The sequence below is a fragment of the Amycolatopsis sp. NPDC049691 genome, assembly GCF_040675005.1.
In the GTDB taxonomy this organism is placed as follows: Bacteria; Actinomycetota; Actinomycetes; order Mycobacteriales; family Pseudonocardiaceae; genus Amycolatopsis.
Window position 1 is genome coordinate 163,806 of record NZ_JBFANX010000019.1, and the last position, 20,702, is coordinate 184,507.

General features: G+C 73.0%; 22 protein-coding genes. 15 read left to right on the plus strand and 7 right to left on the minus strand.

Features of this window, described 5'->3' with window-relative positions:
* Window positions 1-32: 32 nt before the first annotated feature.
* Together AB0J40_RS35060 and AB0J40_RS35065 are read left to right on the plus strand one after the other, a co-directional pair.
* On the plus strand, window positions 33-1,034 hold the full coding sequence (locus AB0J40_RS35060) for an aminotransferase class V-fold PLP-dependent enzyme (protein WP_364461964.1): 1,002 nt from the start codon (window positions 33-35) through the stop codon (window positions 1,032-1,034).
* Between the two features lie 88 nt (window positions 1,035-1,122).
* A complete protein-coding gene (locus AB0J40_RS35065) occupies window positions 1,123-1,743 on the plus strand; it encodes a hypothetical protein (protein WP_364462091.1) in 621 nt (206 codons plus the stop codon).
* Between the two features lie 151 nt (window positions 1,744-1,894).
* On the opposite strand, the gene AB0J40_RS35070 is transcribed toward AB0J40_RS35065, so the two are convergent.
* Window positions 1,895-2,827, minus strand: coding sequence for a ferritin-like domain-containing protein (locus AB0J40_RS35070; protein ID WP_364461967.1), 933 nt, complete (start codon window positions 2,825-2,827; stop codon window positions 1,895-1,897).
* A gap of 121 nt (window positions 2,828-2,948) precedes the next feature.
* On the opposite strand from AB0J40_RS35070, the gene rimP reads away from it, so the two are divergent.
* From rimP to AB0J40_RS35105, 7 genes are all read left to right on the plus strand, one after another.
* The gene (gene rimP, locus AB0J40_RS35075; protein ID WP_364461969.1) at window positions 2,949-3,482 is read left to right on the plus strand and encodes a ribosome maturation factor RimP; all 534 of its coding nucleotides are present in this window, start codon (window positions 2,949-2,951) and stop codon (window positions 3,480-3,482) included.
* Window positions 3,479-4,525, plus strand: coding sequence for a transcription termination factor NusA (gene nusA, locus AB0J40_RS35080; RefSeq protein WP_364461972.1), 1,047 nt, complete (start codon window positions 3,479-3,481; stop codon window positions 4,523-4,525). Before rimP ends, nusA begins: the two co-directional genes overlap by 4 nt.
* A gap of 110 nt (window positions 4,526-4,635) precedes the next feature.
* The gene (locus AB0J40_RS35085; RefSeq protein WP_364461975.1) at window positions 4,636-4,920 is read left to right on the plus strand and encodes a YlxR family protein; all 285 of its coding nucleotides are present in this window, start codon (window positions 4,636-4,638) and stop codon (window positions 4,918-4,920) included.
* A 78-nt stretch (window positions 4,921-4,998) separates the two neighbouring features.
* Window positions 4,999-7,965, plus strand: coding sequence for a translation initiation factor IF-2 (infB, locus tag AB0J40_RS35090; protein WP_364461977.1), 2,967 nt, complete (start codon window positions 4,999-5,001; stop codon window positions 7,963-7,965).
* Window positions 7,966-8,035: 70 nt separating this feature from the next.
* The gene (locus AB0J40_RS35095; protein WP_364461979.1) at window positions 8,036-8,329 is read left to right on the plus strand and encodes a DUF503 domain-containing protein; all 294 of its coding nucleotides are present in this window, start codon (window positions 8,036-8,038) and stop codon (window positions 8,327-8,329) included.
* A 19-nt stretch (window positions 8,330-8,348) separates the two neighbouring features.
* Window positions 8,349-8,828 carry a 30S ribosome-binding factor RbfA gene (gene rbfA, locus AB0J40_RS35100; protein ID WP_364461982.1) on the plus strand — a complete coding sequence of 160 codons (480 nt, stop codon included), beginning with the start codon at window positions 8,349-8,351 and terminating at the stop codon, window positions 8,826-8,828.
* A 3-nt stretch (window positions 8,829-8,831) separates the two neighbouring features.
* Window positions 8,832-9,650, plus strand: coding sequence for an alpha/beta hydrolase-fold protein (locus tag AB0J40_RS35105; RefSeq protein ID WP_364461985.1), 819 nt, complete (start codon window positions 8,832-8,834; stop codon window positions 9,648-9,650).
* 5 nt (window positions 9,651-9,655) lie between these two features.
* Here the strand turns inward: AB0J40_RS35105 and AB0J40_RS35110 are convergent, their stop codons facing one another.
* Window positions 9,656-11,116 (minus strand): FAD-dependent oxidoreductase, encoded by a 1,461-nt coding sequence (locus tag AB0J40_RS35110; protein ID WP_364461988.1) that lies wholly within the window; start codon window positions 11,114-11,116, stop codon window positions 9,656-9,658.
* Between the two features lie 86 nt (window positions 11,117-11,202).
* On the opposite strand from AB0J40_RS35110, the gene AB0J40_RS35115 reads away from it, so the two are divergent.
* On the plus strand, window positions 11,203-11,784 hold the full coding sequence (locus AB0J40_RS35115) for a TetR/AcrR family transcriptional regulator (RefSeq protein ID WP_364461990.1): 582 nt from the start codon (window positions 11,203-11,205) through the stop codon (window positions 11,782-11,784).
* On the opposite strand, the gene AB0J40_RS35120 is transcribed toward AB0J40_RS35115, so the two are convergent.
* Window positions 11,781-12,404, minus strand: coding sequence for a class I SAM-dependent methyltransferase (locus AB0J40_RS35120; protein ID WP_364461993.1), 624 nt, complete (start codon window positions 12,402-12,404; stop codon window positions 11,781-11,783). The two genes, AB0J40_RS35115 and AB0J40_RS35120, sit on opposite strands and share 4 nt — an antisense overlap.
* Window positions 12,401-12,943, minus strand: coding sequence for a helix-turn-helix domain-containing protein (locus AB0J40_RS35125; RefSeq protein ID WP_364461996.1), 543 nt, complete (start codon window positions 12,941-12,943; stop codon window positions 12,401-12,403). Before AB0J40_RS35125 ends, AB0J40_RS35120 begins: the two co-directional genes overlap by 4 nt.
* A 137-nt stretch (window positions 12,944-13,080) precedes the next feature.
* Between AB0J40_RS35125 and AB0J40_RS35130 the strand changes: the two genes are divergently transcribed.
* Together AB0J40_RS35130 and AB0J40_RS35135 are read left to right on the plus strand one after the other, a co-directional pair.
* Window positions 13,081-13,308 carry a hypothetical protein gene (locus AB0J40_RS35130; protein WP_364461999.1) on the plus strand — a complete coding sequence of 76 codons (228 nt, stop codon included), beginning with the start codon at window positions 13,081-13,083 and terminating at the stop codon, window positions 13,306-13,308.
* Window positions 13,309-13,364: 56 nt separating this feature from the next.
* Window positions 13,365-14,468, plus strand: a complete 1,104-nt coding sequence (locus AB0J40_RS35135) for an SPFH domain-containing protein (protein WP_364462002.1) — start codon at window positions 13,365-13,367, stop codon at window positions 14,466-14,468.
* On the opposite strand, the gene AB0J40_RS35140 is transcribed toward AB0J40_RS35135, so the two are convergent.
* Window positions 14,465-15,496, minus strand: coding sequence for an SAM-dependent methyltransferase (locus AB0J40_RS35140; RefSeq protein ID WP_364462005.1), 1,032 nt, complete (start codon window positions 15,494-15,496; stop codon window positions 14,465-14,467). The genes AB0J40_RS35135 and AB0J40_RS35140 overlap by 4 nt on opposite strands.
* A 25-nt stretch (window positions 15,497-15,521) precedes the next feature.
* Here AB0J40_RS35140 and AB0J40_RS35145 point away from each other — a divergent pair, with 25 nt between their 5' ends.
* Together AB0J40_RS35145 and AB0J40_RS35150 are read left to right on the plus strand one after the other, a co-directional pair.
* A complete protein-coding gene (locus AB0J40_RS35145; protein ID WP_364462007.1) occupies window positions 15,522-16,511 on the plus strand; it encodes a bifunctional oligoribonuclease/PAP phosphatase NrnA in 990 nt (329 codons plus the stop codon).
* Window positions 16,512-16,636: 125 nt separating this feature from the next.
* The gene (locus tag AB0J40_RS35150) at window positions 16,637-17,956 is read left to right on the plus strand and encodes an MATE family efflux transporter (protein ID WP_364462094.1); all 1,320 of its coding nucleotides are present in this window, start codon (window positions 16,637-16,639) and stop codon (window positions 17,954-17,956) included.
* A gap of 1 nt (window position 17,957) precedes the next feature.
* Here the strand turns inward: AB0J40_RS35150 and AB0J40_RS35155 are convergent, their stop codons facing one another.
* Window positions 17,958-18,761: an SDR family oxidoreductase gene (locus tag AB0J40_RS35155; RefSeq protein WP_364462010.1), complete on the minus strand. Its 804-nt coding sequence runs from the start codon at window positions 18,759-18,761 to the stop codon at window positions 17,958-17,960.
* A gap of 156 nt (window positions 18,762-18,917) precedes the next feature.
* On the opposite strand from AB0J40_RS35155, the gene AB0J40_RS35160 reads away from it, so the two are divergent.
* Window positions 18,918-20,243, plus strand: a complete 1,326-nt coding sequence (locus AB0J40_RS35160) for an MFS transporter (protein WP_364462013.1) — start codon at window positions 18,918-18,920, stop codon at window positions 20,241-20,243.
* Here the strand turns inward: AB0J40_RS35160 and AB0J40_RS35165 are convergent.
* Window positions 20,188-20,697, minus strand: coding sequence for a GNAT family N-acetyltransferase (locus AB0J40_RS35165; protein ID WP_364462016.1), 510 nt, complete (start codon window positions 20,695-20,697; stop codon window positions 20,188-20,190). The genes AB0J40_RS35160 and AB0J40_RS35165 overlap by 56 nt on opposite strands.
* Window positions 20,698-20,702 lie beyond the last annotated feature (5 nt).

Below are 20,702 nucleotides of genomic sequence, written 5' to 3' on the forward strand. Positions count from 1 at the left end.
TCGGGTTGCCCGGATCTGCCAGCCTGAAGACCATGACCGACTTCGCCGTCCCGCCCGGATACCTGAACACGCCCAGCGTCGGCATCCCGCCGGCCCCGGTGGCGGTGGCGGTCGCCGAGTCCGTCGAACGGTGGCGCACCGGCGCGACGCGGCCGGCGGAGTTCGACCAGTACGTCGACCGGTCGCGGGCCGGGTTCGCCCGCCTGCTCGGCGTCGAGCCCGGGCGGGTCGCGATCGGCGCGTCGGCCTCGCAGCTGGTCGCCAACGTCGCCGCCGCGCTGCCCGCCGGCACCCGCGTGCTCGCCGCCGAAGGGGACTTCACCAGCGTGACCTTCCCCTTCGCGGCCAACCCCGGCGTCACGGTGACCGAGGTGCCCCTCGAAGCTTTGCCGGAGCGGGTCGAGGGCCACGACGTCGTCGCGGTGAGCGTCGTCCAGTCCGCCGACGGCCGGCTCGCCGACCTGCCCGCCCTGCGGGCCGCGGCCGAGTCCGCCGGGGCGGCCGTGCTGCTCGACGCCACCCAGGCCGTCGGCTGGCTGCCCCTGGACGTCGCCTGGGCGGACTGGGTGGTCGCGGCGGGCTACAAGTGGCTGCTCTCCCCGCGCGGCTGCGCGTGGTTGTACGTGCGGCCGGACGCGCACGAGCGCACCCGGGCGGTCGCGGCGAACTGGTACGCGGGGGAGGACCCGTGGACCACGGTCTACGGCCTCCCGCTGCGCCTGGCCGGCGACGCCCGCGCGTTCGACCTCTCGCCGGTCTGGCTCGCCCAGGTCGGCGCGGCCGCCGCGCTGGAGTACCTCGGCGGGCTCGACCTCGCCCAGGTCGCGGCCCACAACACCGGCCTCGCCGACCTGCTGCTCGAGAAGCTCGGGCGGCCCCCGCGCGGCACCGCGATCGTCTCGCTCGACGCCGACCCGGAGCGGGTCGCGGCGGCGGGCGTGGTCTCGAGCGTCCGGGGCGGCCGGGTGCGCGTCGGCTTCCACCTCTACAACACCGCTGACGACGTCGAACGCGTCTTACGCGCATTCGAGTGAACGCGCTCGGGGCGGTGAACTACCGTATGGCCCCGTGGTTGGTGCGCATTTCACCCCAGGCCCGTCCGACACGGCCCCGCTGGGCGCGGTGCCCCCGCAGCCGCGGCCGCCCGCTCCCGGGCCGCCGCCGAGGGACACCAAGGCCCTGGCGCTGCGCGGCGCCGGGCTGGTCGCGATCGCCGTCGTCGCCGGGCTGCTGTGGTACCTGATCCGGCACGACTCGACGCCGGACACGCCCGTCGCCCAGCCGCCGGCCCAGAACACCGGCCAGTACCAGTTCACCAAGGTCGCCGGACCGGACCGCGTCAACGACTGCTCGGCCAAGTCCTACGGCGACACCCAGAAGTTCTTCGAGGACACGCCGTGCCAGTCGCTGGTCCGCGCGCTGTACACGACGGAGACGGGCGGGGCGAAGGCGCTGGTGTCGGTGGTCGTGGTCGGCATGCCGGACTCGACGAAGGCGAAGGCGCTCAAGACGCTGACCGAGAAGGACGGCACCGGCAACGTCACGGACCTGGTGAAGGACAAGACGTACACGGCCGACGGCGCCCCGAGCGTGAGCGGCACCGACGCGGCGTACGCATCGAAAGTCGAAGGCACGAACACGACGATCGTTTTGGCGGACTTCTACGACAAGCACAAGGACAAGAAGCTGATCAAGAAGATCGCCGAGGACGCCCTCCGCCTTTCCGACGACCTCAAGGGCTGACCGGTCCCCAAGCGCCCCAATGTGGCCTTCGGTGCGTCTGACGCACCGAAGGCCACATTGGGTGCGTTGAATCAGCACTGCGGCGCGGAGCGCCTCCGTTGAGGGTGGTGGTGGGGGCATCGGTGGAGCAACCAAGGCCACATTGGGGCGCTCAGCTCGTCTGGCCGGGCATCGCGATCGCCGTCGGCTTCTCGCCCGCTTCGGAGCGCCAGGGCGTGCCGCGCCGCGAAGCCGCCACCAGCGCGTGCAGTGCCGTCGTGCGCAGACCCGCGTCGTCGGTGTGGTTGATGACCGCCAGCCACGCGTTCGCGCAGTCGGCCTCGGCCGTCGCGACCACCAGCGACGCCGACTTCGCGTCCGTCACCGGCTTCTTCGGCACGTACGCCGCCTCGGGCGACACCGGGGTCGCGCCGGACGCCGACAGCATCGTCTGCAGCAGGTCGCGGCGCACCGCGTGCTCCGCGGCGCCGGCCTTCTCGGCGTCGCCGAAGTCGCCCGGCAGGAACGCGCTGACCAGGCCGTACACCCAGACGGCGGCGTGCTCGGCGGCGAGCGCGGTCTGCAGCGGGTCCACCGCCTCCGCCGGCGCGGCACCGGCCGCCGCCACGGGCGCCGGCGCGTCCTCGCCGGGGCCCAGCGCCGGGGCCGTGCGCTGCAGCGCCGCGCAGCCCGCCGCCACCGCCGCGACCAGCCCGGCCCGGTAGCGCGGCAGCCCGCCGACGAGGTCCTCGGCCTGCTTGCGCGCGGCCGCCAGCCGCTCCTTCAGGTCACTCAACGCGGCCGGCGCCGCCGGCGGCGCGGACGGCGCCGGCTTCGGCCGGTTCAGCCGGTCCACTTCGGACTTCAGCGCGGCCGCGTGCGCCGCGCGCGCGTCGGCGAGCTGGCCGGCGGCGTCGGCGTCCTCGCCCTTGGCCAGCGCCCGCGCGGCGGCGGCGTCGGCCTCGGCGGCGGCCAGCAGCGGCTGCAGCGGGTCGGGGCTCTCGTCGTAGCCGGGCCCGCACGCGGCCAAGGGGACGGCCAGCGCGGCCAGCGCCCCCGCGCGGAGGGCGGCACGACGGGTCAGGTCGGTCGGTCTTCCGGTCACGTCGGCCCATCCTGCCAGGCCCCGGGGCGGCCCCGCCGCTCGCGCGGAGTGAACGGGGGACCGGATAAGCTGGTCCACCACCGACCCGCGCAACTCCAGCCCGAAACAAGGAGAGCCCCACGTGCCAGGAGAACTCGCCAGCCGGCTTCAGCCGATAGTGGCCGAAGCCGTCACCGCCGCGGGTTTCGACCTCGACTCGTTCGAGGTGCAGCAGGCCGGCCGGCGGCAGCTGGTCAAGGTCGTCGTCGACGCCGACGACGGGGTCGGGCTGGACGAGGTCGCCGAGGTCAGCCGCAAGGTCTCGGCGGCGCTCGACGAAAACGAGCACGTGCTCGCGAGCGCCTACACCCTCGAGGTCACCTCGCCGGGCCTCGACCGCCCGCTCACCCAGCCGCGGCACTGGCGGCGCGCGCGGTTCCGCCTGGTGAAGATCACCCCGGTCGAGGGCGCGGCCTTCATCGGCCGGGTCGGCCACGCGGGCGAACACGCCGCCCGCGTCCTCGAAGGCGGCAAGGTCCGCGACGTCCGCTACGCCGACGTGGCGAAGGCGGTCGTGGAGATCGAGTTCAAGCAGCCGCCCGCCGAGGACCTGAAACTGCTCGAAGACGACGCGTCCGGCATGATCGCCGCCGAGACGGAGAAGGGGTCGAAGTGAACGTCGACATCGCCGCGCTGCGGGCGATCGAACGGGACAAGGACATCCCCTTCGAAACGGTGATCGAGGCCATCGAGACGGCCTTGCTCACCGCGTACAAGCACACCGAGGGCCACCAGCCGCACGCCCGCATCGACATCGACCGCAAGACGGGCCTGGTGCGCGTGCTCGCGCACACGCTGACCCACGACGGCCAGGTCGACGAGGAGTGGGACGACACCCCCGAGGGCTTCGGCCGGATCGCCGCCACCACCGCGCGCCAGGTCATCCTGCAGCGGCTGCGCGACGCCGAGCACGAGAAGACCTTCGGCGAGTTCTCCACCAAGGAGGGCGAGATCGTCGCCGGCGTCATCCAGCGCGACGCCCGCGCCAACGCCCGCGGCATGGTCGTGGTCCAGGTGGGTGACACCGAGGGCGTGCTGCCCTCCGCCGAACAGGTGGCGGGGGAGTCCTACGAGCACGGCAGCCGGATCAAGGCGTACGTCGTCACGGTGTCGCGCGGCAACCGCGGCCCGCAGATCACGCTCTCGCGCTCGCACCCGAACCTGGTGCGCAAGCTGTTCGCGCTCGAGGTGCCGGAGATCGCCGACGGCACCGTCGAGATCGCCGCCGTCGCGCGCGAGCCCGGGCACCGCACGAAGATCGCCGTGAAGTCCACCGTGCCGGGCGTCAACGCCAAGGGCGCGTGCATCGGCCCGGTCGGCGCGCGCGTGCGCAACGTGATGAGCGAGCTGGCCGGCGAGAAGATCGACATCATCGACTACTCCGACGACCCGGCCCGCTTCGTCGGGAATGCGCTGTCGCCCGCGAAGGTTGTTTCGGTACGAGTCGTGGACGAGCGGGCGAAGACCGCCCGGGTCGTGGTGCCGGACTTCCAGCTCTCGCTGGCGATCGGCAAGGAGGGCCAGAACGCCCGCCTCGCCGCCCGCCTGACCGGCTGGCGGATCGACATCCGCAGCGACGCCGCACCGGCGGACGACGAGGGTGATCAAGACCACGCCAGTCCGTCGCGGCCCGCCGCGACAACCGGTTCGGCTGAGTGAAGGTCGAAGCGCTAGACTCAGGAGTGGTTCAACGCCCGCGGCGGGTAGCCGAGCACCAGCCCCACCGGAATCTCCCGGTGCGGACTTGTGTCGGCTGCAAGCGGCGGGCATTGATCGGTGAGCTGCTGCGCGTGGTCGCGGTGGCCGGGCGGGTGGTCGTCGACGAGCGTCGGCGGCTGCCGGGCCGGGGGGCTTGGCTGCACCCCGACCCGGACTGCCTGGCCAAGGCCGAACGGCGGCGGGCCTTCCCCAGAGCCCTGCGGGCTCCGGGGGCGCTCGACGCCCGCGAGGTCCGCGAGCACGTCGAGCGCACCGCCCCGCACCACGAGCCCGGGACGTCCCCGGGCCCGCGAGGAATCAAGGAAGCAGGTCGACCCGTCATGAGTCAGCCGTGAAGCTGAAGCCATGAGCGTCAGACAATAAGGACGAGGTCAGCGGGTTCCCCGCCTGGCCTCCCCTAGATGAGGAGAGTTGTGCCAGGCAAGGCCCGCGTACACGAGCTCGCCAAGGAGCTCGGCATCACCAGCAAGGACGTTCTCGCGAAGTTGAAGGAACAGGGCGAGTTCGTCAAGTCCGCGTCGTCCACGGTCGAGGCGCCCGTCGCCCGCCGTCTCCGCGACGCGTATGCGCCCAAGGGCGCCAAGAAGCCCACCCCCGGCCCGTCGGCGCGCCCCGGCCCGCCGGCCGCCAAGCCCGCCGCCCCGAAGCCCCCCGCCCCTGCCCAGCAGGCGCCGGCGGCCAAGGAGGCACCCGCGCCGGCTCCGGCCGCGCCCCAGCAGCAGGCACCCGCCGCGGCGAAGCCGGCCACCCCGGGGCAGCGCCCCGGTCCGCGGCCCGGCCCGCGCCCGGCCACGCCCGCACCCCAGCAGCAGGTCCCGGCCGCCAAGGCCGACGCTCCCGCTGCGCCCAAGCAGGACACCCCGGCCGCGCCCGCCCAGGGCGGCAGCGGCTCGGTCGTCCCGCCGAAGCCGCAGGGCCCCAAGCCCGGCGGTCCCAAGCCCGGCCCGCGCACCCCGCGCGTCGGCAACAACCCGTTCGGCGTCGGTTCCGGCGCCCCGGCTCCGCGTCCGCAGGCCCCGCGCCCCGGTGGCGGTCAGGGCGGCGACAACCGCCCGCCGCGTCCCGGTGGCGGTCAGGGCGGCGGTGACCGTCCGGCCCCGCGGCCCGGCGGCGGCGCTGGTGGCAACCGGCCGAGCCCGGGCAACATGCCCCCGCGGCCGAACCCCGGCATGATGCCGGGCCGCACGCAGCGTCCCGCCGGTCCCGGTGGCGGCGCCCGCGGTGGTCCCGGCGGCGGCGCCCGTGGCGGCCCCGGTGGCGGCGGTCGTCCCGGTGGCGGCGGCGGTTTCCGCGGCGGCCCCGGTGGCGGTGGCGGCGGCGGTGGCTTCCGCGGCGGCCCCGGTGGCGGCGGCGGTGGCGGCGGCTTCCGTCCGGGCGGTGGCACGGGTGCCCCGGCCGGTGGCGGCGGCTTCCGCGGTGGCGGCGGCGGTCGTGGCGGCCCCGGTGGCCGTGGCGGCACGGCGGGTGCCTTCGGGCGCCCCGGTGGTCCCTCGCGCAAGGGCCGCAAGTCGAAGCGGCAGAAGCGCCAGGAGTACATGGACAACATGCAGGCGCCCAGCGTCGGCGGCGTCCGCCTGCCCAAGGGCAGTGGCGAGACGATCCGGCTGCCGCGTGGTGCCTCGCTGACCGACTTCGCCGAGAAGATCGACGCCAACCCGGCTTCGCTGGTGCAGGTGCTCTTCCACCTCGGCGAGATGGTCACCGCGACGCAGTCCGTGTCGGACGACATCCTCGAGCTGCTCGGCGGCGAAATGAACTACAACGTTCAGGTCGTCTCGCCCGAGGAGGAGGACCGTGAGCTGCTGGAGACCTTCGACATCACCTACGGCGAAGACGCGGGTGAGGAAGAGGACCTCCAGGTCCGGCCGCCGGTCGTGACCATCATGGGTCACGTCGACCACGGTAAGACCCGCCTGCTCGACACGATCCGGAAGACGAAGGTCCGCGAGAGCGAGGCCGGCGGCATCACGCAGCACATCGGTGCGTACCAGATCGAGACCGAGCTCGACGGCAACCCGCGGCTCATCACCTTCATCGACACCCCGGGTCACGAGGCGTTCACCGCCATGCGTGCCCGTGGTGCGAACTCGACCGACATCGCGGTGATCGTGGTGGCGGCCGACGACGGCGTCATGCCGCAGACGGTGGAGGCGATCAACCACGCCCAGGCCGCGAAGGCCCCGATCGTGGTGGCGATCAACAAGATCGACAAGGAGGGCGCGAACCCGGACAAGATCCGGCAGCAGCTCACCGAGTACGGCCTGATCGCCGAGGAGTACGGCGGCGACACGATGTTCGTCGAGATCTCCGCGCGGCAGAACATCAACATCGACGGCCTGCTGGAAGCGATCCTGCTGACCGCAGACGCCGCGCTGGACCTCCGGGCCAACCCGGACATGGAGGCCCAGGGCGTCGCGATCGAGGCGCACCTCGACCGCGGCCGCGGCCCGGTGGCCACCGTGCTGGTCCAGCGAGGCACGCTGCGCGTCGGCGACTCGGTCGTGGCGGGCGACGCCTACGGCCGCGTCCGCCGGATGGTCGACGAGCACAACGTGGACGTCACCGAGGCGCTGCCCTCGCGTCCGGTCCAGGTCATCGGCTTCACGTCGGTGCCCGGCGCGGGCGACACCTTCCTGGTGGTCGACGAGGACCGCGTCGCCCGGCAGATCGCCGAGCGCCGCTCCGCTCGTACGCGCAACGCGCTCAACGCGTCGCGCCGCAAGCGGGTCAGCCTCGAGGACCTCGACTCCGCCTTGAAGGAGACGAACAGCCTCAACCTGATCATCAAGGGTGACAACTCGGGTACGGTCGAGGCCCTCGAAGCCTCGCTGCTCCAGCTGGACGTCGGTGACGAGGTCGAGCTGAACGTGGTCCACCGCGGCGTCGGTGGCGTGACCGAGTCGGACATCGACCTGGCGACCGCGTCCGACGCGATCGTCCTCGGGTTCAACGTCCGGGCCCAGGGCAAGGCGACCGAGCGGGCCACCCGCGAGGGCGTCGACGTCCGGTACTACACGGTCATCTACCAGGCGATCGACGAGATCGAGCAGGCCCTCAAGGGCATGCTCAAGCCGGAGTACGAAGAGGTCGAGCTGGGCCGCGCGGAGGTCCGCGAGGTCTTCAAGTCCTCCAAGATCGGCACGATCGCGGGTTGCCTGGTCATGTCCGGCGAGATCCGGCGCAACGCCCGGGCACGTCTGCTCCGCGACGGCACCGTCGTCGCGGAGAACCTGCCGATCAGCTCGCTGCGGCGGTTCAAGGACGACGTGGTCGAGGTCCGCGAGGGCTACGAGTGCGGTCTGACGCTCGGTTCGTACGGCGACATCAAGGTCGACGACGTGATCGAGACCTACGAGCAGCGCGAGAAGCCGCGAGCGTAAGGACGGCCGACACCGGGTGCGCGTTTCGGCGCGCACCCGGTGTCTCCCTACTACACCACCAAAACTGCCTATGTACGTCGGAGCTCTCGAGCTCGACATCCTGCTCGGCGACGTCCATTCGCTGAAGCAGAAGCGATCCGTGGTCCGTCCGGTGCTGGCGGAGGTGCGCAAGCGCTTCGCCGTATCGGTGGCCGAAGCCGGGCACACCGACCTGCACCGCCGGACCCTCATCGGGGTGGCCGTGGTCGCCGAAGGTGGCGAGCACGTCCGGGACGTGCTCGACTCGTGTGAGCGGTACGTGGCGAGCCGGCCGGAGTTCGAACTGCTCTCCGCCCGCCGCCGGCTGCTCGGACCGGAAGATTAGACCTTTCTAGGAGAACGACATGGCTGATCCGGCTCGGGCTCGCAAGCTCGCCAAGCGGATCTCGCAGATCGTGGCGTCCGCGATCGAGCACGAGGTCAAGGACCCCCGGCTGAACTACGTGACCATCACGGACACGAAAGTCACCGGCGACCTGCACGACGCCACGGTGTACTACACGGTGCTCGGCGAAAAGCTGGACTCCGTCCCGGACTTCGCCGGTGCCGCGGCCGCGCTCGAATCGGCGCGCGGCGTGCTGCGCACGAAGGTCGGGCAGGGCACCGGGGTCCGCTACACGCCGACGCTGACGTTCGTCGCGGACACCATCCCCGAGGAGTCGAAGCGGATCGAGGACCTCCTCGCCAAGGCCCGCGAGGCCGACGCGGAGGTCGCGCGCCGGGCCACCGGCGCCCAGCACGCCGGCGACGTCGACCCGTACAAGGCGCCGCGCGAAGACACCGAAGACGACGACGAGTTCGCGGAGGAGGAGAGCCGGGGCTGACCCGTGCTCTCCCGCCGCGGCCTGCTCGCCGGCAGCGCACTGGCGCTGCTGGCGGGCTGCTCGCCGTCCGAGCCGGCCCCGAGCGCGCCGCCGGTGCCGCCACCGGCGCGTCCGTCGGCGCCGCGGGGCCCGGTCACGGTCCAGCGCGTGCACTCCGCCGCCCGGGGCACGGACGTCGACCTGGTCCTCATCACCCCTGAAGGCGTTCCGGCGTCGGGCCTGCCCGTGTGCCTGGCCCTGCACGGCCGCGGTGCCCACGCCCGGACGTTCCTCGACCTGGGTGTCCCCGCGGCGGTGACGCAGGCCGTCCGCGCGGGCGTCCCGCCGTTCGCCGTGGCCGCGCTCGACGGCGACCACTACTGGGTCGGCGTCGGCGGTGACGACGACCCGCAGCGCATGCTCACCGACGAAGTCCCGGGCCTGCTGGCGGCCGCCGATCTGCGCCCGGCCTCGGCGGTGTTCGGCATTTCCATGGGCGGCTTCGGCGCGTTGCGCTTCGCCCGCGCCCACCCGGACCTGAAGGCGGTCGCGACCGCGAGCGCGGCCCTGTTCGTCAGCTGGCCGGATGCCCGCGGCCGCAAGGTGTTCGCGGACGAGGCCAACTGGCGCGCCGAGGAACCGTTGCTGCACACGGGAGAACTGCGGCCGGACACCCTCGGCGTCTGGTGCGGCGAGGCGGATCCGTTCCTGGCCGCGGATCGCAAGCTGGTGAAGGCGGTTTCGCCCGCCGTCGCGCGGTTTTCCCCGGGTGGGCACAAAGACGAGTACTGGCGCGCGATCCTGCCGGACGTCCTGGCGTTCGTGGGGCACCGCCTGGCGTGACCCGCTCAGCCGAGCGCGGCGAGGTAGTCCGGCACCGCCGAACCGGCACCGGAGTCGGAGATCAGCGCGATGTAGCCGTCGGGGCGGATCAGCACCAGGGTGTGCTCGCCCGCGCCGTAGGCGGCGGCCAAGCGCCCTTCGGGGTCGGCGATCTCGCCGGGGCCGGCCGGCTCGGCGACGACGCGGAAGGTCCGGACCCCGGCCGCCGTCGCCGTCCCGAAGCTCAGCGCCGTGAACCGCCCACCGCGGGTCAGGTCGAACAGCCGGCGTTCGCCGTCGGCCGTCCGCAGCCCGGTCGCGTCCGGGGCGCGGTCTCCGGCACGCAGTGACGCCGTCTCGCCGCGGTCGTCGCGCGCCAGAGCCGAGCCGCGGTAGTGCACGCTCAGCTGCATCGTGTCCGCGTCGCGGCGGGCCGGGATGTCCTTCTGCGCGATCGCCTGCTCGAGGCGCGCGTTCGAGAGCCCGAGCACGCCGGCCGCGACGGGCCGCCGCTCGGCCTCGTAGCTGTCGAGCAGGAGCGGGGACCCGCTCGCCAGCTTCCAGCCCAGGTTGTACGCGTCCTGGACACCGGTGTTCATCCCCTGGCCGCCGGCCGGCGAGTGGATGTGCGCGGCGTCGCCGGCGAGGAACACCCGGCCCGCGCGGTAGCGGGCGGCGAGGCGGATGTTCGCGCGCCACAACGACGACCACTCCGGCTCGTGGAGCCGGAGGTCGGTGCGGCCGCTGCGCCGCTCGAGGATCGCCCGCAGGTTCGCCAGGTCCAGGCCGGGGTCCTGGCCCGGACCGAGGGTGGCCTGGTACTGGAAGACGCCGGTCGAGGGCAGCGGGCAGAGAGCCGCGAACCCCTCCTCGTGTCGCCACAGGTGCCAGGCGTCGCGATCGAGGCCGTCGACCTCGACGTCGGCGACGATCATCCGGACTTCGTCGCGGGTCTCGCCCTCGAAGGCGATCCCGGCCCGCTTGCGGACGGTACTGTGGCCGCCGTCGCAGCCGACGAGCCAGTCCGCCGTGATCGTCTCGGTTCCGCCGTCCCGGACGACCACCGCCGACACGCCGTCGCCGGACTGCGTGAAGCCGCTGAGCGTGGTGCCGAACTCGACCGCGCCGCCGAGCTCCGCCAGCCGCAGCCGCAGCGCCTCTTCGACCCGCCATTCCGGCGTGATCACGCTCGTCGGGTAGGGGATGTCGGGGCGGTGTTCCACCGGCCCGTCGCCCGCCACCGTGACCCGGCCGTCGGGCGCGGTCGACCGGATCGGCAGCGCCCGGCTGTTGGCGAGGACGCGCCCGACGATCCCGAGGTCGTCGAACACCTCGAGGGTGCGCGGCTGGAGGCCCTTGCCGCGCGAGCCGGGCCGGGGACCGGGGGCGGCTTCGACCAGGCGGAAGGAAACGCCGCGACGGGCGAGTTCGCAGGCCAGTGTCAGCCCGGTCGGGCCGGCACCGGCGATGAGCACCTGAGGTTCCACGGTTGCGCTCCCCATTGGAAAGGAATCCCTTTCTTAGAACGGTAGGCCGTCTTGCCGAGAAAGGCAAACCTTTCTAAAGTGGGCCGATGCCGGAACCCGTCCGCCGTCGGAGGCGTGGCCAGGAGCTGGAGGCGGCGCTGCTCACCGCCGCGTGGGACGAGCTGGTCGAGGCCGGCTACGCCCGGCTGACCATGGAATCGGTCGCCGCCCGCGCCCGGACCAGCGAGCCCGTGCTCTACCGCCGGTGGGCGAACAAGGACCGGCTCGTGCTGGCCGCGCTCGCGCACCACCGCGACACCCACCCGATCGCCCTCCCCGACACCGGCGAGCTGCGCGGCGACCTGATCGCCCACCTGACGGCGGTGAGCGAAGCCCGTGCCGCGTTCTTCGCCATCGCCGCGGCCGCCGCGTTCTCGGGACTGCTGGCCGACACCGGCCGCACCCCGGCCGCGATCCGCGACGAGCTCATGGGCGCCCCGCACCTGCGGCCCCTCTACCAGCGCGCCCACGACCGCGGCGAGATCGACCTCGCGCGCGTCCCGCCGTCCGTGCTCGCCATGCCGTTCGACCTGGTGCGCCACGACCTGCTGATGGACCTCGAACCCCCGAAGGCCGGCCGCATCCGGTCGATCGTCGACGACCTCTTCCTGCCCCTCGTGCGCGGCTAGCCCGCGGTGCGGGCGAACAGGATCGCTTGCGACACTTCGTTTTCCGGGTTGAGCGCCCACTCCGCCTCGACCGTGAACCCGGCTTCCCGCACCCGCCGCGCCAGCCACCACGGCTGCCGCAGGTGGACGTGGACCCGCATCGGGTGCCCGCCGTAGCCCTGGGTCTTCAGCCGCGTCCCCGCGCCGACGTGATAGCCGATCGTCAGCAGGCCGCCCGGCCGCAGCACCCGCCGGAAGTGCCCGAGCGCCACCGGCACCGCCTCGTCCGGGATGTGGATCAGCGACCAGAACGCCAGTACGCCCGCCATCGACGCGTCCGGCAGGGCCAGGTCCGTCATCGAGCCCACGTCGAACCGCAGCTCCGGGTGCGCCCGCCGGGCCAGCTCGATCATCGCCGGGGAGAGGTCGACGCCGGACGCCTCGACGCCCAGCGCGGCCAGGTGCGCCGTGAAGTGCCCCGGGCCGCAGCCGACGTCCACCGCTCGCCCGTCGACCTCGGCCGCGAACAGCGCCAACGCCGCCTTCATGTACGGCTGCTCCTCCAGGACGCCGGAAACGAACTCGGCGTAGCTTTCCGCCACCGTGTCGTACGAAGTGCGGGTGTCCGCGAGCCAGGTCATCGCGCCCGCAGCCCGTCGAGGACCATGCCGAGCGCGCGCCGCCAGTCGGGGGTCGCCGTCGCCGCGGCGAACACGATCGCCAGGTCCTCGCCGCGGAAGTCCTTCCGCAACGCGCCGGCCTCCTGGGCGCGGGAGATGATCCGGTTCATCCGGGAAGCGTTGGCCTGCTTGGCTTTCTCCAGCCCGGACCGGGCGTCGAACGCCCGCGAGCACACTTCGGTGAAGCCGCGGTCGGTGACCTGCATCCGGACCGACCGTTCGAGGAAGAGCACGAAACCGTCCCAGGGGTCGTCGACGGCGAGGGCTTCTTCGGTGACCGCACGGGCTTCTTCGAGCGTCGGCAGGAACGCGGCCTCGACCAGGTCGGCCCGGGTCGGGAACCGGTTGTAGAGCGTGCCGATCGCGACCTCGGCGCGGCGCGCGATCTCGTCGAGCGGGGCGTCGACCCCCTTGGCGCCGAACACCTCCCGCGCGGCCGCCACGAGCGCTTCCCGGTTGCGCCGGGCGTCCGCGCGCAGGGGACGTTGCTCGACGGTCACGCTCCGGAGTATAGCCGCGAAGGTTGCCTCCTGATCGGAACCTCACAGTGCCCACCGCCCGCGCCCGCCGGGAGCACAATGGGCAGCAGCGGGGGCTTCCCCGCATCCAGGCGGCCACCGAGGGAGGTCGGGCACCCGTGCACTCCGATCTCTCCCCGGCCGGGCGCACCGGAGTCCTCCTGGTCGGCACCCGCGGGCAGCGGGGCCCCGGGGAGGTGCTGATCAGGATCAGGGGCGGCCTGGAAACCTTCCTTGCCTGGTCCGACACGGAGCTGCCGAAGGGCACGACCGTCCTGGTCGTGGAAGCCCGGGGACGGCGCACGGTCGACGTCGTGGCGTGGGACGCCTCGGATCCGTCTTCTTGACTGTTCGCGGAAGGACAGCGATGTTCGGGTATCGCGTTCCGGCTCCCAACGAAGCCATGTTGATTTCGGGGGGCAAGCACAGCAATGGCGCCTCGCCGTTCCGGGTCGTCACCGGCCACGGCGCGTTCGTCATGCCGATCTTCCGGAAGGTCCGGTTCCTCACGCTTTCCATGTGTGAGGCCGAAGTGACCGAAGTGTGCGTCACGAAACAGGCCATCGCGCTCACTGTCCGGGCGGTGATCGCGTTCAAGGTCGGCAACGACACGGAGAGCATCGTCAACGCCGGCCAGCGGTTCCTCTCCGACCAGGACCAGATGTCCGTGCTGACGGGCCGGATCTTCGCCGGCCACCTGCGCTCGATCATCGGGTCGATGACGGTCGAGGAAATCATCACCGAGCGGCAGAAACTCGCCACCGAGGTGCTGGACGGCTCGGCGGTGGAGATGGCGAAGATCGGGCTCACCGTCGACGCGCTGCAGATCCAGTCGATCGACGACATGAAGCTCGGCTACATCGCCGCGATGGCCGCGCCGCACAACGCCGCCATCCAGCGGGACGCCCAGATCGCGCAGGCCGTGGCGAACCAGGCCGCGGCCGAAGCCGAGCAGAAGTCCCAGCGGACGCAGGCGGAGTACGCCCGGCAGACGTCGATCGTGCAGGCGCAGTACCGCGCCGAGGTCGAGGCGGCCCAGGCCGAAGCCGCCCAGGCCGGCCCGCTCGCGCAGGCCAAGGCGCAGCAGGAGGTCATCGACGCGCGCACCGAACTGGCCCAGCGCGAGGCCGAACTGCGTCAGCAGCAGCTGGTGGCCGAGGTGATCAAACCGGCGGACGCGGAGGCCGAGCGGATCCGCATCCTCGCGCTGGCCGAGGCGGAGCGGATTCGCGTGCAGGCCGAGGCGGCCGCGTCGAACAACCGGGTCGCGCTCGACCGGATGCTCATCGACCAGCTGCCGCAGATCGTCAAGGAGGCCGGGCGCGGCCTGTCCGGGGCGAACGTGAACATCCTCAACGGCGCCGACGGTCTCGGCGAGCTGGCCGCCGGGCTGGTCGGCCAGGGACTGTCCATCTTGGACTCGGTGAAGCGCGGGCTCGGAACTCCGCCCGTCGCGGCTCCCGCGGAGAACGGGCAGGTGACCAAGCCCGAGCTGACGCAGTCCTAGGAGGCGGGCTTCACCGCGACGACCAGGTCACGCAGGATGGCCTGGTCGACCCGGTGGGTGAACTCCTCCCACGGCCCGCCTTCGCGGACGTCGAGCCCGGCCTTGCGCAGCACCTCGACGAGTTCTTCGCGCGGCAGCACGGTGGTGTTCCACGAGATGCCGAGCGCCCCGCCGGGCCGCAGCACCCGCGTCCACACCGGAACGGCGGCGGCGAGCAGGTCGCGCGGGCTGCGCTGCAGGCCCGTCTCGCGGTGGCTGCCGTGCTGCACGCCGTACGGCGCGTCGGTGACGATCACGTCGCACGAGTTCGCCCGCAGCACCTCGTCGGTGGTCAGCGTGTCGGCCTGGAAGTAGGTGAGCTTGCGGGTGTCGCCCGCTTTGTACGCTTCCTTGTCCAGCGCGTACTCGATGTCGAGGCGGCGGCCGAGCCGGACCTTGTTGCGCCGCAACTGGCCCGAGTCGGCCGTGTGCTTGACGCGCTTGTTGCGCAGCCACGTCTTGATGAACGCCTCGTAGGCCTCGAAGTCCTTGGCGTCGACGTCCAGGCCGGTCGCGTGCAGGCCGTACATCATCGCCTGGTTCAGCGTGGTGCCGCGGCCGCACAGCGGGTCGAGCAGGTACTTGGGCCGGTCGGAGAACGGGTCCGCGGTCGCCAGCAGCGTGACGTTCAGCAGCAGCTTCGTGAACGACTCGTTGGTCTTGCCGGGGTACTTCTGGATGGTCAGCAGGTCCGAGTCCGCCTTCGCCAGCGGCGTCACGGTGACCGGACGGAGGACGCCGTCACCCAGCTCGAACAGCGCGTACAGCGACGAAAGGTTCGACAGCAGCGCGAGATCGCGCTCGCCGAGGGGCGCGGAGCTGGTGAAGCGCACGTACCCGACCCCGCCGAGCTCGACCTCCTCGATCCCGGACAGCTCGGCCGGCAGCGCCGCGCCGAACACCGCCAGCTCGGCGCGCAGCAGCGCGGGGGAGGAGGCGGCGTAGACCCGGTTGGCTGACGGGTGGACCAGGATCACGTACTCAGGCATCCCGCAGAGCGTAGCGTGACGCACCGTGACCCCTACTTTGGCGCAGGACATCCGGGACGCGGCGGCGCTGCTCGCGTCGGCCACCGACGTGACGGTGCTCGGCCACGTCCGCCCGGACGCGGATGCCCTCGGCAGCGCGCTCGCCCTCGGCCGGGCGCTGCACCAGCGCGGCGCCCGCGTCCGCGTCTCGTTCGGCGAGCCCGACGAGGCCCCGGAGACGCTGCGGTGGCTGGACGAGGACGGCCTGCTCACCCACCCGGACGACCTGCCGGACAGCGAGGCGTTGCTCGTCTGCGTCGACACGCCGGTGCCGAAGCGGCTGGGCCGGCTCGCCGGGCGCGTCGAGCGCGCCGGCTCGGTGCTGGTGATCGACCACCACGCGACCAACACGTTCTACGGCGGCTGCAACGTCGTCGACGAGACCGCCGAGGCCAGCGCGATCCTGGTGTTCCGGATCCTGGACGCCCTGGGCGTCGAGCTGGACGAGCCGATCGCGCGCGGCATCTACGCGGGGATCGTCACCGACACGAGCGGCTTCCGCCGGGCGAGCCCGGAGACGCACCGGATGGCCGCCCGGCTGCTGGAGGCGGGCGTCGACCCGGAGAAGGTGGTGCGGCGGATCGTCGACGAGCGGCCGTTCAGCTGGCTGCCGATGCTGTCCTCGGTGCTGAGCGAGGCGTCTCTGGAGCCGGAAGCCGCGCAGGGGCGCGGTTTCGTGCACACGGTGGTGCGGATCGACGAGGCGCGGACGGTCCGCGGCGAAGAGGTCGAGTCGGTGATCGACGTGGTCCGCTCGGTGCGCGAGGCGGCCGTCGCGGCGGTGCTCAAGCAGGACGTGACGAACCCGGCGCAGTGGCAGATTTCGTTGAGATCGGTGGGAATCGACGTTTCGGCGGTGGCGGCGGAGTTCGGCGGCGGCGGGCACCGGCAGGCCGCGGGCTGCACGATCGCGGGAACGGCGGACGAGGTCCTCGACGGGTTACGGGCGGCGTTGGAGCGGGCACCGCTGCTGTAGGTATTCGCCCCGGCTTGGCCCGGCCTGCCTCGCCCGGCCACCCTCCGTCGGACCGCGGCCCCGGAAAGTTCCCGCTTTCCCGCCGGCCAGAACTGTCGGCGGGGGCGGTTAGAGTCCGTTTCGTGGTGAACGTGGAGGAGACGGAGCGGATCCCGGCGAAGCGCGTGCTCGGCCTGGCCGTGCCCGCGCTCGGGGTGCTGGCCGCCGAGCCGTTGTACGTGCTGGTCGACACCGCCGTGGTCGGCCACCTGGGCGCGCTGCCGCTGGCCGGGCTCGCGCTCGGTGGTGTGGTGCTGGCCCAGGTGTCGAGCCAGCTGACGTTCCTGTCGTACGGCACGACCTCGCGCACGGCCCGGCTGCACGGGGCGGGCCGCCGGGCCGACGCGGTCCGCGAAGGCGTCCAGGCGACGTGGCTCGCGGTGCTCGTCGGGCTGGTGGTGCTGGCGGCCGGGCAGCTGCTGGCGTGGCCGATCGCGCGGGCGCTGTCGGGCAGCGACGAGGTCGCCGGCGCGGCCGTGTCGTGGGTGCGGATCGCGCTGTTCGGGGCGCCGCTGATCCTCGTCACGATGGCGGGCAACGGCTGGATGCGCGGGGTGCAGGACGCCGCGAAGCCGTTGCGGTACGTGCTGGCGGGCAACGGGATTTCGGCGGTGCTGTGCCCGGTGCTCGTCTACGGAGCGGACCTCGGGCTGGAGGGCTCGGCGATCGCGAACGTCGTGGCGCAGGTGATCTCGGCGTCGCTGTTCATCGTGGCGCTCGTGCGCGAGAAGGTGGGGCTGCGCCCGGACTTCAAGGTGATGCGCGCCCAGCTCGGCCTGGGACGCGACCTCGTGCTGCGCAGCCTGGCGTTCCAGGCGTGCTTCATCTCGGCGGCGGCGGTGGCGGCCCGCACGTCGACGGAGGCGGTGGGCGCCCACCAGGTGGTGCTGCAGCTCTGGACGTTCCTGGCGCTGGTGCTGGACTCGGTGGCGATCGCGGCCCAGTCCCTGGTGGGGGCGGCGCTGGGCGCCAACGCGGCCCGGCAGGCGCGCGGGGTGGCGGCGCAGATCACCGGGTACGGGCTGCTGCTCGGGTGCTTCCTGTGCGTGTTGTTCGCGGCGCTGTCGTGGGTGCTACCGCACGCGTTCACGTCCGACCCGGGGGTGCTGGCCGAGATCCCGCACGCGTGGTGGTTCTTCGTGGCGCTGCAACCGATCGCGGGGGTGGTGTTCGCGTTGGACGGAGTGCTGCTGGGAGCGGGCGACGCGGCGTTCCTGCGCAACGCGACCCTCGGCAGCGCGGCGCTGGGGTTCCTGCCGCTGATCTGGGCGTCGCTGGGCTTCGGGTGGGGCCTGACGGGGATTTGGACCGGGCTGTCGCTGTTCATGGTGCTGCGGCTGGTGTTCGTGCTGGTCCGCTGGCGGTCGGGCCACTGGGCGGTGACGGGCGCGGTCCGCCCGGCTTGAGTCAAGCCCGCGCGTGCCGCACCCGCCGGTCCACCAGCCGCCGCAGGAACGGCGCCGCCAGCGGGCCCAAAGCCGCCAGCAAGGCCACCGACCGGTCCGGGTACACGGCATACCGCTCCCGCTCCACCGCCCGCACGATCGCCGAAGCCACCGCCTCGGCCGCCATCGGCCGGATCGTCCCGCTGATCGCCGCCGTCTCCGGCGGCTTCCAGCGGTTCTCCTCCGCCAGCTGCGGCGTGTCCACGTCCGGTGGATACACGCACGCCACGTGCAACCCCGCCGGGTTCAGCTCGTCCCGCAGCGCCTCCATCAACCCCCGGACGGCGAACTTCGCCGGCGCGTACGCCGTGTACCCGTAGATCCCCAGCACCGCCGCCGCCGACGAGATCGCCACGATCGATCCGCTCCGCCGCCGGACCATCGACGGCGCCACCTCGCGAACCGCGTACAGCGTCCCGAAGTAGTCCACCTCCACCATCCGCCGGAAGACCTCGTCGTCCAGCGACAGGAACTCGCCCGGCCGCGCCTGGCCCGCGCAGGTCACGAGCACGTCGCACGGGCCGGCCGCGGCCACCAACGCCGAGAACGCCGCTGAGACCTCGCCCTGCGAAGAGACGTCGGCCACCTCCGTCCGCACCGGATACCCGCGTGACTTCAACGACACGGACGCCTTCCGCAGCCGGGATTCGTCCCGAGCCACCAGCGACAGCGACGCGCCGCGCGCACCCAGCGCCGCCGCCGTCACCAGGCCGATCCCGCTGGACCCGCCCGTGATCACCGCGTGCGCCCCGTGCAGCCCGGTCACCACACCACCCCCGAACATGAAGGAGATTCACATAAAACCATGTGGTGAAGGCCACCGGGATAACAGCTATGTTTCGCCGTTGCTTAGGCGCTACAAGTAGTAGGGACGGCAGCGCAGGCGTCCGCACCACGAAACGCCGATTCCCTGGAGGAACTTGTGCCGCCCGCCACCGGCCGCGCCACCGCCCGGTCCTGGCTCATCTGGCTCGCCGCCGTCACCGTCTACCTCCTCGCGGTCTTCCACCGCACCTCCTTCGGCGTCGCCGGGCTGCAGGCGGCCGAGCGCTTCGGCGTCGGCGCGGCCGCGCTCGGGACGTTCACCGTCCTGCAGGTCGGCGTCTACGCCGCGATGCAGATCCCGACCGGCGTCCTGGTCGACCGCTACGGCCCCCGCCGCGTCCTCACCGCCGCCGTGCTGATCCTGGGCGCCGGCCAGCTGCTGCTCGGCGTCGCCCACTCCTACGGCCTCGGCCTGCTCGCCCGCGGCGTGCTCGGCCTCGGCGACGCCCTCACCTTCGTCAGCGTCCTGCGCCTGGTCGCCGCCCACTTCCCGGGCCGCCAGTACGCGCTGCTGACGTCGTTCACCGCGGCCGTCGGCTACATCGGCAACCTCGCGGCCACCGTCCCGCTCGCGCTGGTGCTCGACGGCGCCGGCTGGACCCCCACCTTCCTCGCGGTCGGCGCCATCACCGTCCTCTACACGCTGGTCGTGGCCCTGCGCGTGCGCGACGTCCCGGCCGGCGAGCAGCCGCCCGTCCGCGAAGAGGTCCGGCCGCGCCAGCTCGCCCACCAGGTCGCCGAGGCCTGGCGGACGCCGGGCACGCGCCTGGGCTTCTGGGTCCACTTCAGCACGATGTTCGCCCCCAACGCCCTGACGCTGCTGTGGGGCGTCCCGTGGCTGGTGCAGGGCCAGGGGCAGTCGAAGGCCACGGCCAGCGCGCTGCTCACGGTGTTCGTCTTCGGCTCGATGGCGGGCGGCCCGCTGCTCGGCGGCCTCATCGGCAGGCGTCCCTCGCTGCGGATGCCGCTGGTCGGCGGCTACATCGGCGGCGCCGCGCTGATCTGGGCGGTGCTGCTGAGCTGGCCGGGCACGGTGCCCGTACCGGTGCTGGTGCCCGCGTTCGCGTTCCTCGCCCTCGGCGGCCCGGCGTCGATGATCGGCTTCGCGCTCGCCCGCGACTACAACCCGCTCAGCCGCGTCGGCACGGCGACCGGCGTGGTCAACGTCGGCGGTTTCGTCGCGACGACCATCGCCGCCCTGCTCGTCGGCGTGTTGCTCCAGTGGACCGGCGGCAGCTTCCGGATCTCGCTGCTGGCCATCGTCGCGATCCTGGCGCTGGGCACGGCCCGGATGCTCGTGTGGTGGCGCCGCACCCGCGCCCACCTGTTCCTGGCCGAGGCTCGCGGCGAGGAGCTGCCGGTCCGGATCACCCGCCGCCGCTGGGACGCCGCCCTGCCGGAGACACCGATCGTGGCCGCCTGACCGGCACCTGCAGCAGCTGCGGCGCGACCGCGAACCCGCGCCGCTCGTAAGCCGGCACGGCCGGCCCCGACGAGTGCACCGTGACGCGCTCCAGTTCCAGCTCTCCGGCCAGCCGCAGGACGGCCTCGATCAGCATCCCGCCGAGCCCCTCGCGGCGGGCTTCGGGCACGACGTAGACGCTCTGCACGTCACCGCAGGCCCTGGTGAACGCCGCCGGGGTCGGCACGCGCGGGGTGACCGCCAGGAACGCCATCCCGAGCACCCGCCCGGCGCGCACCACGACGAGGCAGTGGTGGGTGGCCGCGTGCTCCCGCGCCCACAGCGCGAACTCGCGCACGAACTCCGCGCGGCCGTCGCCGGGCAGGCCGTCCTGCTCGGCCACCCAGCGCCACCGCAGCTCGGCGACGGCGGCCAGTTCGGCGGGCCGGACGGCCCGGACTTCGATCTCCGTCACGCCCC

Excerpts from the sequence above, each read along its gene's own strand:
- AB0J40_RS35140 (WP_364462005.1), bottom strand. The coding sequence starts at position 15,496 with ATGCCTGAGTACGTGATCCTGGTCCACCCGTCAGCCAACCGGGTCTAC.
- rbfA (WP_364461982.1), top strand. The coding sequence starts at position 8,349 with ATGGCTGATCCGGCTCGGGCTCGCAAGCTCGCCAAGCGGATCTCGCAG.
- AB0J40_RS35095 (WP_364461979.1), top strand. The coding sequence starts at position 8,036 with ATGTACGTCGGAGCTCTCGAGCTCGACATCCTGCTCGGCGACGTCCAT.
- AB0J40_RS35115 (WP_364461990.1), top strand. The coding sequence starts at position 11,203 with ATGCCGGAACCCGTCCGCCGTCGGAGGCGTGGCCAGGAGCTGGAGGCG.
- AB0J40_RS35135 (WP_364462002.1), top strand. The coding sequence starts at position 13,365 with ATGTTGATTTCGGGGGGCAAGCACAGCAATGGCGCCTCGCCGTTCCGG.
- AB0J40_RS35060 (WP_364461964.1), top strand. The coding sequence starts at position 33 with ATGACCGACTTCGCCGTCCCGCCCGGATACCTGAACACGCCCAGCGTC.
- AB0J40_RS35120 (WP_364461993.1), bottom strand. The coding sequence starts at position 12,404 with ATGACCTGGCTCGCGGACACCCGCACTTCGTACGACACGGTGGCGGAA.